The organism is Arthrobacter sp. AZCC_0090, assembly GCF_014207375.1.
In the GTDB taxonomy this organism is placed as follows: domain Bacteria; phylum Actinomycetota; class Actinomycetes; order Actinomycetales; family Micrococcaceae; genus Arthrobacter.
The window spans coordinates 174340-190116 of sequence record NZ_JACHEE010000010.1 but is presented as its reverse complement, the minus strand read 5'-3'; the positions used below and the strand labels follow the sequence as shown (position 1 = coordinate 190116).

17 protein-coding genes are annotated in these 15777 nt (G+C 64.5%); 7 read left to right on the top strand and 10 right to left on the bottom strand.

What is annotated here, in order from left to right; genetic code table 11:
- The first annotated feature begins 47 nt into the window (after positions 1 to 47).
- Entirely contained in the window at positions 48 to 1409 is a 1362-nt protein-coding gene (locus HNP00_RS16500) for a DUF445 domain-containing protein (RefSeq protein WP_184740809.1), read from the top strand.
- Between the two features lie 397 nt (positions 1410 to 1806).
- Here the strand turns inward: HNP00_RS16500 and HNP00_RS16495 are convergent, their stop codons facing one another.
- From HNP00_RS16495 to HNP00_RS16480, 4 genes are read right to left on the bottom strand one after another with little or no spacing between them, the layout of a single operon-like run.
- Positions 1807 to 2694 (bottom strand): biotin-dependent carboxyltransferase family protein, encoded by an 888-nt coding sequence (locus HNP00_RS16495; protein WP_184740808.1) that lies wholly within the window; start codon positions 2692 to 2694, stop codon positions 1807 to 1809.
- Complete coding sequence (gene pxpB, locus HNP00_RS16490; protein ID WP_311770597.1) at positions 2694 to 3392, bottom strand: 5-oxoprolinase subunit PxpB; 699 nt, start codon at positions 3390 to 3392, stop codon at positions 2694 to 2696. The genes HNP00_RS16495 and pxpB overlap by 1 nt, the downstream gene beginning before the upstream one ends.
- On the bottom strand, positions 3367 to 4116 hold the full coding sequence (locus HNP00_RS16485; RefSeq protein WP_184740806.1) for a LamB/YcsF family protein: 750 nt from the start codon (positions 4114 to 4116) through the stop codon (positions 3367 to 3369). The genes pxpB and HNP00_RS16485 overlap by 26 nt, the downstream gene beginning before the upstream one ends.
- Positions 4100 to 4903: a hypothetical protein gene (locus HNP00_RS16480; RefSeq protein WP_184740805.1), complete on the bottom strand. Its 804-nt coding sequence runs from the start codon at positions 4901 to 4903 to the stop codon at positions 4100 to 4102. Before HNP00_RS16480 ends, HNP00_RS16485 begins: the two co-directional genes overlap by 17 nt.
- A gap of 186 nt (positions 4904 to 5089) precedes the next feature.
- Here HNP00_RS16480 and HNP00_RS16475 point away from each other — a divergent pair, with 186 nt between their 5' ends.
- From HNP00_RS16475 to HNP00_RS16455, 5 genes are all read left to right on the top strand, one after another.
- Complete coding sequence (locus HNP00_RS16475; RefSeq protein ID WP_184740804.1) at positions 5090 to 5506, top strand: hypothetical protein; 417 nt, start codon at positions 5090 to 5092, stop codon at positions 5504 to 5506.
- 176 nt (positions 5507 to 5682) lie between these two features.
- On the top strand, positions 5683 to 5829 hold the full coding sequence (locus HNP00_RS16470) for a hypothetical protein (protein WP_184740803.1): 147 nt from the start codon (positions 5683 to 5685) through the stop codon (positions 5827 to 5829).
- A 33-nt stretch (positions 5830 to 5862) separates the two neighbouring features.
- Positions 5863 to 6576 carry a DNA alkylation repair protein gene (locus tag HNP00_RS16465; RefSeq protein WP_184740802.1) on the top strand — a complete coding sequence of 238 codons (714 nt, stop codon included), beginning with the start codon at positions 5863 to 5865 and terminating at the stop codon, positions 6574 to 6576.
- Positions 6577 to 6787: 211 nt separating this feature from the next.
- The gene (locus HNP00_RS16460) at positions 6788 to 7426 is read left to right on the top strand and encodes a hypothetical protein (protein ID WP_184740801.1); all 639 of its coding nucleotides are present in this window, start codon (positions 6788 to 6790) and stop codon (positions 7424 to 7426) included.
- A 98-nt stretch (positions 7427 to 7524) separates the two neighbouring features.
- The gene (locus HNP00_RS16455; RefSeq protein WP_184740800.1) at positions 7525 to 7935 is read left to right on the top strand and encodes a DUF6855 family protein; all 411 of its coding nucleotides are present in this window, start codon (positions 7525 to 7527) and stop codon (positions 7933 to 7935) included.
- Positions 7936 to 7943: 8 nt separating this feature from the next.
- Here the strand turns inward: HNP00_RS16455 and HNP00_RS16450 are convergent, their stop codons facing one another.
- Positions 7944 to 8477 carry a MarR family transcriptional regulator gene (locus HNP00_RS16450; protein WP_184740799.1) on the bottom strand — a complete coding sequence of 178 codons (534 nt, stop codon included), beginning with the start codon at positions 8475 to 8477 and terminating at the stop codon, positions 7944 to 7946.
- A gap of 108 nt (positions 8478 to 8585) precedes the next feature.
- Between HNP00_RS16450 and HNP00_RS16445 the strand changes: the two genes are divergently transcribed.
- On the top strand, positions 8586 to 9854 hold the full coding sequence (locus HNP00_RS16445; protein WP_184740798.1) for an NAD(P)/FAD-dependent oxidoreductase: 1269 nt from the start codon (positions 8586 to 8588) through the stop codon (positions 9852 to 9854).
- On the opposite strand, the gene HNP00_RS16440 is transcribed toward HNP00_RS16445, so the two are convergent.
- The 5 genes from HNP00_RS16440 to HNP00_RS16420 all read right to left on the bottom strand — a co-directional run bounded on the left by HNP00_RS16440 (position 9839) and on the right by HNP00_RS16420 (position 15774).
- Entirely contained in the window at positions 9839 to 10612 is a 774-nt protein-coding gene (locus HNP00_RS16440; protein ID WP_184740797.1) for a hypothetical protein, read from the bottom strand. The two genes, HNP00_RS16445 and HNP00_RS16440, sit on opposite strands and share 16 nt — an antisense overlap.
- A 149-nt stretch (positions 10613 to 10761) precedes the next feature.
- On the bottom strand, positions 10762 to 13197 hold the full coding sequence (locus tag HNP00_RS16435; RefSeq protein WP_184740796.1) for a glycoside hydrolase family 65 protein: 2436 nt from the start codon (positions 13195 to 13197) through the stop codon (positions 10762 to 10764).
- Positions 13198 to 13236: 39 nt separating this feature from the next.
- Positions 13237 to 13974 (bottom strand): HAD family phosphatase, encoded by a 738-nt coding sequence (locus HNP00_RS16430; protein ID WP_184740795.1) that lies wholly within the window; start codon positions 13972 to 13974, stop codon positions 13237 to 13239.
- A 17-nt stretch (positions 13975 to 13991) separates the two neighbouring features.
- Positions 13992 to 15002, bottom strand: coding sequence for a LacI family DNA-binding transcriptional regulator (locus HNP00_RS16425; protein WP_311770596.1), 1011 nt, complete (start codon positions 15000 to 15002; stop codon positions 13992 to 13994).
- 154 nt (positions 15003 to 15156) lie between these two features.
- A complete protein-coding gene (locus HNP00_RS16420) occupies positions 15157 to 15774 on the bottom strand; it encodes an alpha/beta hydrolase (protein WP_184740793.1) in 618 nt (205 codons plus the stop codon).
- Positions 15775 to 15777 lie beyond the last annotated feature (3 nt).

The window sequence follows — 15777 nt, the reverse complement described above, 5'->3', positions numbered from 1 at the left end:
GATACGGTAGCCCACGCCCATGACAGCGACGGGGCTACGCTGGGCACATGCAGGTGAACTCTGAACAAATCCCGGTGACGGACAGCAATAGTGACCCGACCGGGGAGGCCACCCGGCACGCAGGTGCCGCGAACAGATCTACGGTTGCGCCCGGCGTCGGGCAACGAAACGGTGACGCCGAAAAGGCGGCTGCCCTGCGTCGGATGAAGTCGGTGGCGCTGGCACTCTTGATCGTCATGGCGGTAGTTTTTACTGCCGCTTTCGCCTTGCAAAAGCAGTACCCGTGGATGGAATATGTGCGGGCGGCTGCCGAGGGCGGCATGGTGGGAGCGCTGGCCGACTGGTTCGCCGTCACTGCGCTGTTCAAGTACCCGATGGGCATCAAAATCCCGCACACGGCCATCATCCCCCGGCGCAAGGACCAGATCGGTGCCTCGCTCGGGGAGTTCGTGGAGACAAATTTCCTCTCTGAGCAGGTGGTCCAGGAGAAGCTTGCGAGCGTGGACCTCGCCCGGAAGGTCGGCGCGTGGCTCACTTCTCCGGGGGGCGCCGAGCGGGTCGCCAAGGAGGGATCGGCGCTGATCCGCGGAGCGTTCACCGTGCTGAACGACGACGACGTCCAGGCAGTGATCGAGGGCATGGTCCGCAAGCACTTGCTGACTCCGCCGTGGGGACCGCCCGTGGGACGGATGGCCGAGCGGATCTTCGCAGAGGGCCACCACCACAAGCTCGTCGACCTGCTGGTTGACCGCGCGGCGGATTGGGTGGAAGCGAACCACTCCACGGTGAACCGGCTGGTGTCCGACCGTTCTCCCCTGTGGGTTCCGTCCTTCGTGGATGACATCGTTGGGCACAGGGTCTATAACGAGATCGCCAAGTTCGTCCGGGCGGTGCAGCAAGATCCGGACCATCAGGTGCGGCAGTCGATTGACACATACTTGGGCGATCTCGCCCAAGATCTTCAGCACGATCCTGCGATGATTGCGCGGGCCGAAGGCATCAAGACCCAGATCCTTGGTGATCCCGAGGTCCGCGAACTTGCCTCCCGCACGTGGGGCACCATCAAAAACGCGCTGCTCACCGCCGTCGACGATCCCGACAGCGAGTTGACGCAGCGTTTCAAGAGCGCCGTACGGGACTTCGGTTCGCGCCTTGTCAGCGACGACGAACTGGCGGGCAAGGTCAATGCTTGGATCGGGGATGCAGCCGGGTACCTCGTCAAAACGTACCGTTCCGACATCGCCGGCGTCATCACGGATACTGTGGCCCGCTGGGACGCCGAGGAAACGTCGCAAAAGATCGAGCTCCAAGTCGGCAAGGACCTGCAGTTCATCCGCATCAACGGCACTGTTGTAGGGTCGTTGGCCGGACTCGCGATCTTCACGGTGGCGCACTTGGTGTTCGGCTGACGCGCGCTCGGCCCTTCCCGGTTCGACCGACCTGGTTCGACCAACCGGTTCGACCGACCCGGTTCGACCAACACGGAGGGACATGCCCCCTTTTGAATAGCTCGGAGGGACATGCCCACTTTTGAATAGCTCGGAGGGACATGCCCACTTTTGTGTTCGGCCAGTGGACATAGTCCCAATATGTCCATTCCTCACAGGGAGCAAGGGGCATGTCCAACGCTCGCGCCCAGAAGCAGGAAAGGGAGATGCTCACCTCTGCCGCCCACCATTGGACATAATCCCAATATGTCCATTCCACACAGAGAGCAAGGGGCATGTCCAACCGGGCGTGGGCATTACGGAGGGGCATGTCCACTTTTGAGCGGCTCGGAGGGGCATGTCCAGTGGAGAGGGACCCTTAGCCCAGGAAGCGGATCCGCTGGCCGGGGCGGGCTTGGCCCAGCAAGTCCAGATCCGCGCGGCGCACCACGGCTATTACGGGGTAGCCGCCCGTCACGGGATGATCAGCGAGGAAAACGGTGGGAAGGCCCGACGGCGGGACTTGCAGTGCGCCGAGAACCATCCCTTCGCTGGGCAGTTCCTCGCGCCGGGTCTGGTTGAGCGGGCGGCCCACGAGCCGGGCGCCGATCCTGTTGGAATCGGGCGAGAGGGTCCAGTCCTGGCTGACAAGGCGGCGCCAGGAGTCGTGGTCGAACCAGTCTGCACGGGGGCCGCGGTCCACCCGGGCCGTGATGGCTCGCCCTGGATCGGGGGCACGGCGGATGGCTGGGAGGATCGCTACATTGTTGAGATGCCCAGCCCCCGTTCCCGCAGACGAACCATTGGAAACACGGCCGATCCCCAGCTGTTCCCCCGATTTCAACGGCGCCGGGCCCTCACCGGAGAGCATGTCCGTGCTGCTTGAACCGAGAAGCTTGGACGCATCGATCCCGCCCTGCACAGCCAGGTAGTATCGCAGTCCGAACAGCGGAACCCCGAAATCCAGCACCGACCCCGGAGCCACACGGATCGCTTGGTTGAGCGTAATCTCGGCACCGTTGAGTGTCACGATTCCTTCCGCGCCAGTTACCGCGACTGTCGACGCCGTGACGAACCGCAGGCGCAGCCCGCCCAGCAAGATTTCCAGCCCGGCCGCCCCCACGGGATTTCCCACCAGCAGATTGGCGAGGCGAAGAGATTGCCGGTCCAAGGCACCGGAAGGGCTCAGCCCCAACGAGGCCCAGCCTTGCCTGCCGAGGTCTTCCACCAAGGTGAGTGGGCCCGGGTTCACCACCACAATCGCCATCAGGCCTCCACGAACCGCACCACGTCGCCCGGCCTGATCAGCGCAGGGTCCGCTTTCGATGCATCCCAGAGTGCCGCCGTCGTAGTTCCGATCAGCTGCCAGCCGCCCGGCGAAGAGCGTGGGTAGACGCCGCTGAACTCGCCCGCGAGACCGACAGCCCCGGCCGGCACAGCGGTGCGCGGGGTGTTCCGGCGCGGGACGCGGAGCCGCTCATGCGTAGTCACCAGATACACGAAGCCGGGCGCAAAGCCGGAAAAGGCGGCCGTCCACTCCGAGTTCGTATGAAGATTGACAACCTCGGCCTCGCTCATGCTGAGGAACTGTGCCGTTTCGGCAAGGTCGGGTCCCCCATAGGACACCTCGATAATCACTTCGCGGCCCGAGCTTACCCGGGCACGCGCCGGCTCGGCGGATTCTAGCCAGTAGCGGACCTCGGCCGGACGGATCGCCCCGGGATCGAAGGTGACCAGAACAGTCCGCGCGGCGGGCACGACGTCGATGATCCCCGACGGCGCTGAAAGGCTCGCGGCCGCACCTGCCCCAGTCAGCCCGCGGTAGTACGCTACTACGGCATTGAGGTCCGGCAGTTCCACCAAGAATGCGCTGTCCCCGCAGGGCAACAGGATTCGCCCGCCAGCGACGTGCGAACCGGCGCCCGGCGAACCAAGAACCTCAGGCGAAGGATTCAATCTCCACACCAGCTTCCTCGAGGCCAGCGCGCACCGCCGCAGCCAGTTCAACAGCACCAGGGGTATCGCCATGGATGCACAGGGAGTCGGGCTTCACGCGCACCACAGTGCCGTCTATGGCCAGAACCTCCCCCCGCACGGCAAAGCGCACGGCCCGCTCGACTACTGCGGCGGCGTCGTGCACCACTGCGCCCTCCTGCGAGCGCGGCACCAGGGTGCCGTCCGGCAAATACCCGCGGTCCACGAAAGCCTCCCGGAACACCGGGTGCCCGGATTCTTCGGCGAGGCGCAGGAACGCCGACCCGGGCAGGCCAAGGACGGGAAGCCCCGGATCGTAGGCGTGAATCGCGGCAACCACGGCTTCGGCCTGATCGACATCGTGGACGATCCTGTTGTACAGCGCACCGTGGGGTTTGACGTAGTCCACGGAGGCGCCCACCGCATGGGCCATGCCGTCCAGGGCGCCGAGCTGGTAGAGGACGTCGCCGAAGAGCTCATCGAAGGACATGTCCATCGATCGGCGCCCGAAGCCGTGCAGGTCCCGGTAGCCCACATGTGCGCCGACCCGGACGTCGAGCTCGAAGGCCGCGCGGCAACTGTCCAGCATGGTCACCGGATCCCCGGCGTGGAACCCGCAAGCAACGTTGGCGCTACTGACAATCCGGAACATCGAGGCGTCGTTCCCCATGGTCCAGGAGCCGAACGACTCCCCCGAATCAGCGTTGAGATCCACTATTTCCGCCTTCCAGTGCGTTCTGGCGGGCGGCTGGGAGCAGCTCGCCCGGGATGATGTCCGGCATAGGACCGAATGCTTCTCGTGCTGCGGCCGCCACGGCACGGCCCATGATGCGGTTCCCGACCCCGCCCACCACTGCCCCTACGCCGAAGGGCAGGGCGCGGCCAAGGAAAGCGGTGCCCTGGCTCCTCAGCAGCCTCTTGAGGAAGGCGCGCTGGATGGCGTCGCGAACCACTCCGAATCCTCCGCCAGGCAGCTTCTTGGTGAGGGTCCTGCCCCAAGCTTGGGTCACGCCTTTGCCCTTGCCGAGCGATTGTCCGCTGAGCGAACCCAGCAGGGCGGTACCCTCTTCGCCGAGCATGATGGCCATGACCATGGTGCGTGCACGGTCCGGGTCGGTCAGGCGGATGCCGTGGAGTTCGGCCAAGGAAGCGGCGTACAGCGCGGTTCCTTCCAGGAAGCCGATAGTCGCGACCGCGGACAGGCCCAGCGACGCCGCGGTGCCGATTCCGGGCACGACGGCGGTTGCCCCGACGGCGGCACCCCCACCCGTCACCGCGGCGAGGTAGTCGCGCTCCAGTTTGGCGGCGAGCTGCGCTGCCGTGGCATGTGGGTGTTTGCGCTGGAGGCGGCGCAGGTTCGCCAGGACAAGGGGACGTTGGACCTCGACGGCGCGGAGCAGCACGTTGTGGACACCGGGCTTGGCATTGCCGTTGGCGTCGAACATGGCGTTATGGGCGGTTTCCTGCGCAATCTTCACTGCCGGGTTGGTTCGCTTTGCCATTCTTCACCTCTGCATTCAGGCGTTGGATTCGTTCGGTAGTTCCTTGGCCTAGCCTAGGCCAGACGCCCCCTGTGCCTTTGTCGTAGCCCGGGTCCGGTTCACCGCGGTTCAGCCGAGCGTTGGCGCGACCTTGCGTCATGGCCTTCATTGCCTGCACGTGCTCGTCTGTCCTCTTAGACTCGTGGGATGGAACGTACTCAACGGGTGTTTGATGGATTCGCGCATGTTGAAGCGGCCGAGCCCGCAGCCCTGGCTGCTCACCTCTTCGTCCGCTCGTTCAGTGGAGTGCTGGATAAGTCAGAGACCAGGCTGAAATGGTATCCGGTCCTGAAGAATCTATCGCAACAGGGTGGGTTCGAGTCCGAGTTGCGGCTCCTCCGTGGCAGTGACGTCACAAGTGCGGCACGAAGGCTCGCCTTGGAATGTGTGCTTCTCTGGGAAAGTGCCGCGCTTGCGGCGAGGTGGACCGAGGACCTCTGGCTGCTGGGGGCCGGTCGGGCTGCTCTTTCCAGTAGTGATCCGTTTGAGACCGCCCTTGGTGCCCTCCGCCGCGCCGGCGGCAACCACCCGGCTGAGGCCTTCGGGAGACTTGCTCGACCCTAAGGAAATGACACAACGGACGAGTCTTAGCCAAGAGGGCGGTCGAGGAAGCGAAGCTGGCGGGTCAAAGGAATCTGGTTACCTGGTAAACGGTCCAAACCCTAAGGCTTCCAGCCTTCCCGGCGTAGACTTTAAGGCGTTCACGGGAGCAGTCCAACGAAGGACAGGAAGTATCCGGAATGAAGAAGTCAGCAGAGCCCAACGACGTCCGCCACCACAGCGACGCCCCTGCCGAAGGGGAAACTGAGGGCTGGGTCCTCCACGAGACCGGGCTGCATAGCCAGGAACCCGCCGAAGGGCCGGACACCGACGACGCCACGGAATAATAGCGCTCAGCCCACGCAATCCTGGGGCTAGAAGTGGCTTCGCACGGCGTGCTCGTCTCTCCGGGGGACACCCAACCGGGGCAATTGTTGGCGCGCGTCCTCGACGAACTGCGCGCTTTGGAGAAGCACGACGCCGCGAGCTTCCGCGCCGTCCGCCGTAAAGTCTCCGCGGAAATCGCCACGATGGATGCGTCCGTGGTCTTCGCTCTCGCCGAAGGTCTGGTGGAAGCCGGGTTTGAGTGGGAAGGATGGGAGTTCATCAATTCCCATCAGGCGGCTTTTGCGGCCCTCACACCGGCCCGCTTGAAAGAGCTGGGAGGAGGCATCGCTTCCTGGGGCCAGGCCGATGCCTTCGCGACCATCCTGGTGGGCCCCGCGTGGCGCGAAGGGCTCATCTCGGACTCCGACGTCGACGGCTGGGCACGGAGCCCGGACCACTGGTGGCGTCGTATTGCCCTCGTCTCCACCACCGTGCTCAACACCAGGTCGCGTTGGGGAACCGGCGACACCCAACGCACGCTCGCCGTCGTCGGGATTTTGATCCACGACCGCGACGACACGGTGGTCAAAGCAGCCAGCTGGGCGTTGCGTTCCTTGGTGCCGTGGGATCCGCGTGCCGTTCGAACCTTCCTGGAATCGCATGAGACCGAGCTTGCCGCCCGCGTGAAACGCGAGGTGCGGACCAAGCTCGAGACTGGGCTGAAATCCCGCCGACGCAGCGTCCATGGCACTGATCTTTCCAAATGACGCCTCCACCGTTCTTGGAAGTGGTGCCAAGTCAGCGGCGACCAGGCGATCCGGGGCAATCTCGAGGCGATGACCGCCCGCATCCGCGGTTCCGGGGGCGCACCCGCAGCCGCCGACGCCATCGAAGAGTTCCTGCGAGCCCCCGCCGTCTGCCTTCCAGTGCCGCCCGATGCTGTGTAGCGTGTAGCCAACATCGCGACGGGAGGGCCTCATGCGCTGGATCAATGCTCCCGCGGGTATGCCGTGGAACAACCCGTGGCCGCACGACATGGTGATCAGCGTCGAGGACCGATCCCTGCCGCTGAACGAGCTTCTGTTCATCCGGCACGCTTGGGACTTGGCTCCGGACGCCGACATTCCGGCGCTCTCACCCCGTCCAGCTCCGGGGGCCTCGCGGACCCCTGGTTCGGCGAGCGTCGCCGAGTGGGAGGAAAGGTGGCAAACTGCCTGGAAGCGTGCCTGGGACTGGTACGAGATGAGGGAACGAACCGCGGAAAACAGGCCCACACCTGAGGTGATCCGGCAGGTCACCCGGCCGGCTCAACCGCTCCACCCGTTCATTCCACCGTTGTGGAGTTCTGAGTACGGCAGGGACGGCGTGGACCAGGCGGCTTTCCATGCTTGGCACAATTCCCTGGTCCCTGCCGTTCCGCCAACTGCGGAACGCGATAGCCTGCAGGCCTTGATTCCGGCCTGGGAGAGCGGCCTGGAAGAAATCATCGTCCTCCCCTACGCCGGTTTCTACGCCAAACGCATCAGCCGGCGGCAACTAGTCGTTTCCGCAGTGACGCGGAGGAACCCCGCGAGCTACAGCCGGGCACTGGCGGTTCGGCTAGCCGAGGGCGGCTAAGCCTGGGCGGGCCACGCAAACATTCAACCCGATGCTGTGTAGCGTGTAGCCAACATCCGCGCAACGCCTGCTGCAACGCCCAGGAAGGACGCCGTCACATGGCCGCTGGATCCAAGGAAGACCCCTGGAAGCTCACCACCCCGCCTGGTTCCTCCGAATACACGATGTATCGGGACGAAGCGGGTGACCCTCCCGCGATCGTTTGCCAGGTGGGTTCCACGACCCTCAAATACCATTTGAGGGCCATCGAGGACCTGCATGCGTGGCTACTCCAGCAAGGCGATTGGGTGCCGCTCGGGGCCGCCGACGAGAACAAGCCTGCCGCCGAAGGCACCGTTGAGGCTTGGGGTCGCGACGACGGTAATCCCGTGGGCGGTTGGTACGGCCTGCGCAAGGGGTACCGCGGTCGCTTCGGTATGTACATGCCACCGCTCCTGGAAGCACTTGGCCTCGCCGAACTCACCCATGAGAAGCGGAACAACAGCATGCGGGGCATAGCGCCGAAGTAGGGAGCACCTCAGGCGGGGTTCGACGACGGCGCGCGGCCGTCGTCGTCGTGCGCGTTCCCGCCGGGCGCTGCACCCAGCCGCCCCGCCGCGTCCTGTTGGATCCGCGCGGCCTTCGAGGAATAGTCCGCAATGACGCGTAGTTCTTCGTCGCTGTACCCCTCCAGCAGGTTCGCGAGGCCGCCCATGAAGTCGACGAAATGGGGCATTGCGGCGGTGACCTGGTCCCCCACGAGTTCGATCAGGACCTTCCGCTTGTCACCTTCGTGCCGGACCCTGCGTGCCACACCCTTGCTCTCGAGCCGTTGCATCAGTCCCGTGACCGAGGCTGGAGCCAGCCCGGAACGTTCGCCGAATTCCCCCGCCGTCATGGGTCCGAAGCGCAGCAGGATGTCGATCGCCTTGCCCTCCGTCGCAGACAGTCCGCGCAGCTCGGAGAGCTTTGTGTGGAACATGACGGCCGCCGTCGAAAGCTCCCGCCCTGAGGCAAAGACCGCCTCAAGCAAGTCCTGACGCTGCGCACTGACCCTCGGGTGGTTCTCCATCCTCCGAGGCTAGCAAATTATTTCGCCTCACCGAAAGGATTGACCACGCCTTGGCGTGAGTCATATATTTCTTTTAATCGAACGAAATAAATAGTAAAGGGCTCCACCATGTTGAACTGCCTCGTCATCGGATCCGGGATCGCCGGGCTCGCCACCGCCATCTCGCTACAGAAAGCCGGCCATCAAGTCACAGTCTTCGAGGCCTACCGTGAGCCCTCGGACGGCGTCGGCGGCTTCCTCACCGTGGCCGTCAATGGCTTCGATGCCCTGGACACCCTCGAGCTCAAGGGCGCTGCCACCAAACTGGGCTTCAGCACGCCACAGATGTCGATGTACCTGGGCAGCACTGGAAAGCACCTCATCGATTTCGACTACGGCGGGTCCCTCCCTGACGGCACCACCGCCCGCACCATGACGCGCTCCGAGCTGTATGGCATGTTCCGTGAGGCTGCCGACCGCCGCGGCATCCGCATCGAGTATGGCAAGCGGCTCGCTACCGTGAAAGAAGCGTCCGACGGCGTCACGGCCGTTTTCGCGGACGGCACCTCCGCGCAGGGACACCTAGTGGTAGGCGCCGACGGCCTTCACTCGGCCGTGCGGCCGCTGATCGACCCTTCAGCCCCGGCTCCCCGAAATATCCCCCTCCTGAACACCGGTGGCATCGTGGAAGCTGGATTACTCCCGTCCGATCTCCTGGACGTCGAACCCGGGCGCATGAAAATGGTCTTCGGCAAGCGCTGCTTCTATTGCTACATGCAGGATCCAGGGGGAAGGATCTGGTGGTTTGCCAACCCGCTCCAGCGGTCATCGGAGGATCCTGCCACGCTGGATCCCAGCGCCCGCAAGTCCTGGCTGACTCACCTCGTGGCCGGGGACCGGACGCCCATGGCTCAGATCATCGCTGCCACCGATGACATCATCCGGCCGTACACGACCTCCGATTTTCCGAGCATCCCCAGCTGGCATCGAGGCGGCCTGGTGCTGGTGGGAGACGCTGCCCACGCGGCATCGCCGTCATCCGGGCAGGGCGCCTCCATGGCCATCGAAGATGCCGTCGCGCTGGGCCGATCGCTCCGGGGCATCTCGCGCGAGGACATTCCCGGTGCCCTGTCCAGCTACGAGAAGGAACGCCGGAGCCGCGCGGAATTGGTGGTCGAATGGGGCCGCCGAAACGCAGCTCCGAAGATCCGCGGCCAATTCAAGCGCGTCTTCGAAGACCTTGTGCTGAAGGCTGTCTTCCGCTCACTGGCCCGGAAAACTGCCGACAGCTTCGACTGGGTCTATCGCCACCACATCGATTGGGATGCTGCGGAGACGGCACTGGCGTCCCAATCAAAGTCGCTGCCTGGGCGGCCGGCGAATCAGCCGTTGGGATAGGCCTGCGCGATCAGCTTCCCGCGGAGGACGGCCAGCTGGGCGTACATGTCGTGCACCAGATAGAGATCACGACGCCGGGTCCACGGCTGGCCGGACTCGGGATCGTAGGCGCCGGGCATGTCGATGCCTTGGGGAGCGAAAGCGCCCATCCCGCGGTCCCGGGTGGTCTGGACACAACGCTTGATGTGGTCCCGGAATCCAACAATGCCGGCGGTCCCCGCAGGCTGAGCGGCCCGCAGTTCCTTGACCTGGGCTGCAACGCCGTCCGTGCTCAAATACACTATGGTGCCGTCCGCCGAAATGACCGGTTCAATCGACGTCACCCCGCTCATGTGGTACTTCGACTCAAGGAACCTGGCGATTTCCCACTGGGCGTAGACGGGAACCTTGCGGCTCGCCCGCAGCTTCGCGACCGTGTCCGCAAGGGCCTCGTTGACCGGGCCGGGCTCGTAGAGCACGCGGCTGGGGTCTCCGCCTCCTGTTGGACGGCGGTTGCCGAAGCCATAGGCAATGATGAAATCAATGCTTTCGAGCGGCTTGGTTGGCGGATGCCAGTTGAATCCGATGTCTTCAATATGCGGCTCCACGACGGCGGCCGTGGCGCGGTCTTCTAATTCGCGTTCCAAGGCGTCCAACATGGTGCGTGTGAGCTTGGCATCCTTTCCTCGCTCGGAAGGGTCCGCGAGGGCTGGAGTAGTGGTGAGCAGCGGTGCCGCCGCGGTCAGCAAGGCGGCGGAGGCGAATGTACGTCGATCCATGGGATGGTCCTTTCCAGAGAGGTCTCCGGAGACCGTATCGGCGTCCCGTGAATCAGGAATGAACCGCTCCCGAATAACTCCGAAACCGCTGCTCCCCACCCACCCACCGGCCTAGGTGCGAAGGCCGGTGAGTGGGATCAATCGATGGATTAGACCCGCGCGCTTCCAATCACCGGGAGTCCTGCCGTCGGGAAGAGGCTCGGGAAGACCGACGGCGCAGGGACCGGCACCGCGTCGAGCGGCACAGTGACGGGTTCGACGCCGACGACGACCCGCTCCCCTCGCACGCTGAGCTCCAAAGGCGCTGTGACTTCCAAAGGCGCGCTGACCTCCAAAGGCGGGGTGACCTCCAAAGGCGCGGCACCGGCGTCGGGCGCCGAACGTGCATCCGCAACGAGCGCCAGGCTGATGGTCCCCGGGCGCAGTTCGACGGACAACAGCCGCCCGCGGATCGTGAGCCGGAAGGACAGGCTGTCCCATTCGGCGGGCAGCCTCGGATCGAAGTGCAGGACCTGGCCCTGGTCCCGCATGCCTGCGAAACCGCTCACCAAGGAACTCCAGATCCCGCCGGTGGATGCGATGTGCACGCCATCAACGGTGTTGTTGTGCGTGTTGTCCAGGTCGATGAACAGTGCCTCGGTGAAGTGCTGGAGCGCGACGTCGGAATAGCCCACCTCGGCTGCCATAATCCCCTGCACGCAGGCGGACAAGGTGGAGTCGCCGGTGGTGATGGGATCGTAGAAGTCGAACGCGCGCTGCTTTTCCTCGGCCGTGAAGTCCTGCCACTGCAGGAACATCGCCAGCACCGTGTCCGCCTGCTTGAGGACTTGGTGCCGGTAGATCACCAGCGGGTGGAAGTTGAGCAGCAGGGGGTACTTGGATCGCGGCGTCGACCAGTCCCAAGGCTCCAGGGTCATGAAGTCGTTGTCCTGGCTGTAGATCTCCATGTGCGGATCGTAGGGCAGGGACATCCGCTCGGCTGCCTGGTGCCACACCATCCGCTCGGTTTCCGGGACATCCGGATGTTCCAAGGCCGCGGCCGCTCGCAGGTTAAAGCGGGCCATGACGTTGGTGTAGAGGTTGTCGTTGACCACGGCCGTGTATTCGTCCGGGCCGGTGACCCCGTGGATGTGGAACATCCCGTCCTTGCCGAAGAAGCCCAGCGAAGCCCACATGCGCGCCGTCTCGATCAACAGATCGGCGCCCAGTTCAGCGCGGAAGCTGGCGTCGCCGCTGGCCCACTGGTAGCGGTTGGCGGCGAAGGAGATGGCAGCAGCGATGTGGAACTGCGCGGTGCCGGCGGCGTAGTACGCGCTGGCTTCGAGCCCGTTGATGGTGCGCCACGGGAACAGTGCACCATCCACGCTCAGCTCCTTGGCCCGGATCCGGGCGTCGGGAAGCATGGCATGGCGCGACTCCAGGACCTGCCGGGCAGCTCCCGGGTTGGTGTACGTCAAGTACGGCAACAGGTACACCTCCTGGTCCCAGAAGTAGTGGCCCTCATAGCCGGAGCCGGACACTCCCTTGGCCGGTATGCCTGCAACGCCGGCGCGCGCGGTGGCCTGGGCGAGCTGGAACAGGCTCCAGCGCACGGCCTGCTGCTGTTCCGGCTGACCACCGATGACGATGTCCGCCGAGGACCAGTAGTCGCGGTAGTGCCCGGCGCCTTCGGCCAGGATCGTGCTGAACGGGACGAGCCCCAGCTCGGCATCCGATGCCAGGATCTCGCCGGGCTCCTCTGCGTTTGCGTCGGCGCTGTTCACCACGTAGCTGACGCTCTTCTCCAGGCGGAAGGTCTCGCCCTCATTCACGGCCATGACGTACCGGACCGAGGACTCGTCTTCCCCCACCACTGTTTCGAAAGGCTGGCCTTCCGCGGAAATCCAGTGGTCCACGGCCATGCCGATGCGCTGCCGCGATTCCGCGGTTTCCCAGGCCAGGCGCAGGGATCCGTCCGAGCCCTGGAGGTGGAGCGGGAGCAGCACCCGGCCGGCGTGGCGGCCGGAGCGGCGGGGGTCGTGGGCCGAGTGGTCCTCCACAGGCTGGTCCTGCCGGTTGATCACCAGGGACGTGATGTCCGCGGACACCAGGCGATCGGCGGTGAGGCTCAGCTCGATGCCAAGGGCACCCCTGGATTCGATCCCGACGGCGCGGCGCTCCACCGTGGTGACGGTGGCCCCGGAACGGCACTCCCACGTGATGGTGCATTCGTACACGCCCGTGGCGAAGTCGATGGTTCGGCGGTAGTTCTGCACCGCGGACTCGGCGAGGCTCAGCTGCTCGCCGTCGACCACAACGTTGAAATTGTTGGCATCCGGAACGTAGACGATCCGTTGGCCCGTGCGGGCAAAACCGTAGGCGTTTTCGGCGTGCTTGATGTCCCAGGTTTCGTGGAAACCGTTGATGAACGTGCCGGGAAGTTCGGCGTCCGCCCCCGCCCAGTGGGCGCCGCGGATGCCCAGGTGGCCGTTGCCGAGGCTGAAAAGGGTTTCGAGCGTACCGGCGTCACCGGGAACGTGGATGCTCTCCACGAGCTTCCACGGTTCACAAGGGAAGCGCAGCCTATCGGAGCTGATGAGTGCCATGGACTATTGGTTCCTTCTGTTTCTGGTGAAACGGCGTGATTAGAGGAGATCGTCGAGGTCGTCGACCACGAAGGTCGCACCGGCGTCGAGCAGGGTCTGGTGGCCCGCCCCGCGGTCCACCCCGATCACCGCGCGGAAGTTCCCGGCGCTGCCGGCCTGGACGCCGGAGACAGCGTCCTCGACGACGACGCAGCCCGCGGCGGGAACGTCCAGCAGCTCGGCCGCGTAGCGGAACGTTGCGGGATCCGGTTTGCCGGGAAGCCCGACGGCGGCAGCCACTTGGCCGTCCACCACCACAGGGAAGTAGCCATCCAGTCCGGCCGCCTTCAGGACGGCGGGCGCGTTGCGCGAAGAGGACACGACGGCGAGCTTGAGTCCCAGCTCCAACGCTGCGTGGATGAAGCGGACGGAGCCCGCGTAGGGCTCGACGCCGCGTGAATCCACGATCTCGTTGAAGATCCGGTTCTTGCGGTTGCCGAGACCCTGCACGCTGGTGTTGGCGGGATCGTCGTCGGTGGGTCCTTCCGGCAGGCTGATTCCACGGGAGGTGAGGAAATCCCGCACCCCGTCGAAGCGCGGCTTGCCGTCGATGTGGTCGAAGTAGTCGCTCTCCTGGTAGCCGTCCGGATGGCCGGTTTCCGCCAGGTAGCCGTCGAAGAGCTCCTGCCAGGCCTGCTCATGCACCACGGCGGTGGGCGTCAGCACGCCGTCGAGGTCGAAAAGGAGCGCGGCCGCGCCCGTCCAGGCAGTTTTCTGGGTTGCTCGGGTATCAGTCATGGTGTGAGGTGGTCCGTTCAGCGCTGGCGGCGCGTGGTTTTGCGTTCAATGAGCTTGGTGTCGAGGAAGTGGTTGGAGGGTTCGTTGGGAGCGTCGGCGTTCTGGAGGCGGTCGACCAGCAGGTTGGCGGCGAAGGCACCCTGGTCCGCCACCGGCTGCGCCACTGTGCTCAAGCCAAGGAACCAACTCATGGGGTGGTCGTCGATTCCAATCACGGAGACATTCTTCGGCGCAGACAATCCATGCTCGCGCATGGCCATCAGGGCCCCGAAGGCCGCCTCATCACAGTCCGCAAAGACCGCCGTGGGAAGGCTTCGGTGGGCAATGAGTTCGTTCATGGCTTTGCGTCCGCCGTCGATCGTGGAATCCGAGTTGATGACCAAATCCGGATGAACGGTCAGGTGATGGTCTTTCAATGCCCGGCCGAACCCCTTGAGCCGGTCGCTGGACGTCAGTACGGAATTCTCCTGGGTTTCGCGCCCCGAAAGTACCGCCAGATCCCAATGACCCAGCCCCAAAAGGTGCGAGGTGGCCTGCCAAGCCGCAAGTTCGTCGTCGATCCCTACGTTGTCCCACGGTACGGAAGTCATCCCCACGCTCGCAACTGCGAGGCCGGACGCGGCCAGAAGGGCAACCTCGTATTCACTCAGATCAACGTTGAGGAGCAGCACGCCGTCTACGCGCTGGGACAGGCCAAGGAGATCGCCGAAGATCTTCCGTTTGACGCTCGACTTGCCACGCAGGCTGATCAAAACTGTGTCGAAACCGCTGTCTCCGAAGACTTCCTCGGCCGCTTCGACGGCCTGGGCGAAAAACCAGGCGGTGGCGGTGGGGGCGATGATCGCGATGGAGCCGGTGCTTCCGCCGGCCAACCGGGCCGCGGCGGAGGATGCCTTGTAGCCGAGCTTGGCGGCGGCGTCGGCCACTTTCGCCTGTGCTTTTTCGGACACGTTCGGCAGGTTCCGCAGAGCGCGTGAAACGGTGCAGATGGACAAGCCTGAGAGGACTGCGACGTCCTGAATTGTCACGCGTTGAGTCTTAACCATTCAACACGGCCTCAACCCTTTCATCTTCTGGATTAGACGGCACATCCTTGCACCGCCGAAGAAGAGTGTAAGCGCTTACAATTTTGGCAATCAAGAGTTGCTTTCCAGCATCACCGAATGTGACGCGGACCTCACCTCAGTGGAGGACGTAGTACTTCAGAAACGCGCTGACATCCACCATTTCCCGCGCCTCGATCCGGTGGCCCATGCCGGGATAGGTTCTCGCAGTGAGAGCCATATTCTTGTTGAGCCATTCCTCGGTGTGCTCAATGGCATCCCTGAAGATCACGGGATCGGCTTTGTCCCTCCCCCAGAAGAACGGCGGTGGCGATTCGAAGGATTCACTGAGCGCCAGAAGATCGTTTTCCAGCACGAATCCGGAGAGGCCGACCGTCGCCTTGAAGCCTTCCGGACGGAGCCGCAGGAGGGTGCTGGCCATGGCCATGCCTTGGGAATAGCCCAGGAGGCTCACGCTGCTGTGGTTGCGTTTGACCGAGTCAATCCAGGCGAACACCTTGTTCGTGGCGGTGATGACGTCCGCAAAGTCGTTGGCCAGGAAGTAGTCCAGCAGGAACCAGCCGTAGTGGTCCCCAATCGGCATGGGCCCACGGAGCGCAGCGCAGGTGAATTCCTGGGGAAGCTGTGGGAAGAGATCCACCATCCGTTGCTCGTCCGTACCGTATCCGTGCATCATCACAAGCAGCGGCGTCCCAGCGCGCTCACTTTCCGGTTTGGACCAGACCACTGTTTCCATGGG

Coding starts and splice junctions, on each gene's coding strand:
- HNP00_RS16450 (WP_184740799.1), bottom strand. CDS start 8,477: ATGGAGAACCACCCGAGGGTCAGTGCGCAGCGTCAGGACTTGCTTGAG.
- HNP00_RS16440 (WP_184740797.1), bottom strand. CDS start 10,612: ATGGATCGACGTACATTCGCCTCCGCCGCCTTGCTGACCGCGGCGGCA.
- HNP00_RS16430 (WP_184740795.1), bottom strand. CDS start 13,974: ATGACTGATACCCGAGCAACCCAGAAAACTGCCTGGACGGGCGCGGCC.
- HNP00_RS16470 (WP_184740803.1), top strand. CDS start 5,683: ATGAAGAAGTCAGCAGAGCCCAACGACGTCCGCCACCACAGCGACGCC.
- HNP00_RS16500 (WP_184740809.1), top strand. CDS start 48: ATGCAGGTGAACTCTGAACAAATCCCGGTGACGGACAGCAATAGTGAC.
- HNP00_RS16480 (WP_184740805.1), bottom strand. CDS start 4,903: ATGGCAAAGCGAACCAACCCGGCAGTGAAGATTGCGCAGGAAACCGCC.
- HNP00_RS16455 (WP_184740800.1), top strand. CDS start 7,525: ATGGCCGCTGGATCCAAGGAAGACCCCTGGAAGCTCACCACCCCGCCT.
- HNP00_RS16460 (WP_184740801.1), top strand. CDS start 6,788: ATGCGCTGGATCAATGCTCCCGCGGGTATGCCGTGGAACAACCCGTGG.
- HNP00_RS16475 (WP_184740804.1), top strand. CDS start 5,090: ATGGAACGTACTCAACGGGTGTTTGATGGATTCGCGCATGTTGAAGCG.
- HNP00_RS16495 (WP_184740808.1), bottom strand. CDS start 2,694: ATGGCGATTGTGGTGGTGAACCCGGGCCCACTCACCTTGGTGGAAGAC.
- HNP00_RS16420 (WP_184740793.1), bottom strand. CDS start 15,774: ATGGAAACAGTGGTCTGGTCCAAACCGGAAAGTGAGCGCGCTGGGACG.
- HNP00_RS16445 (WP_184740798.1), top strand. CDS start 8,586: ATGTTGAACTGCCTCGTCATCGGATCCGGGATCGCCGGGCTCGCCACC.
- HNP00_RS16435 (WP_184740796.1), bottom strand. CDS start 13,197: ATGGCACTCATCAGCTCCGATAGGCTGCGCTTCCCTTGTGAACCGTGG.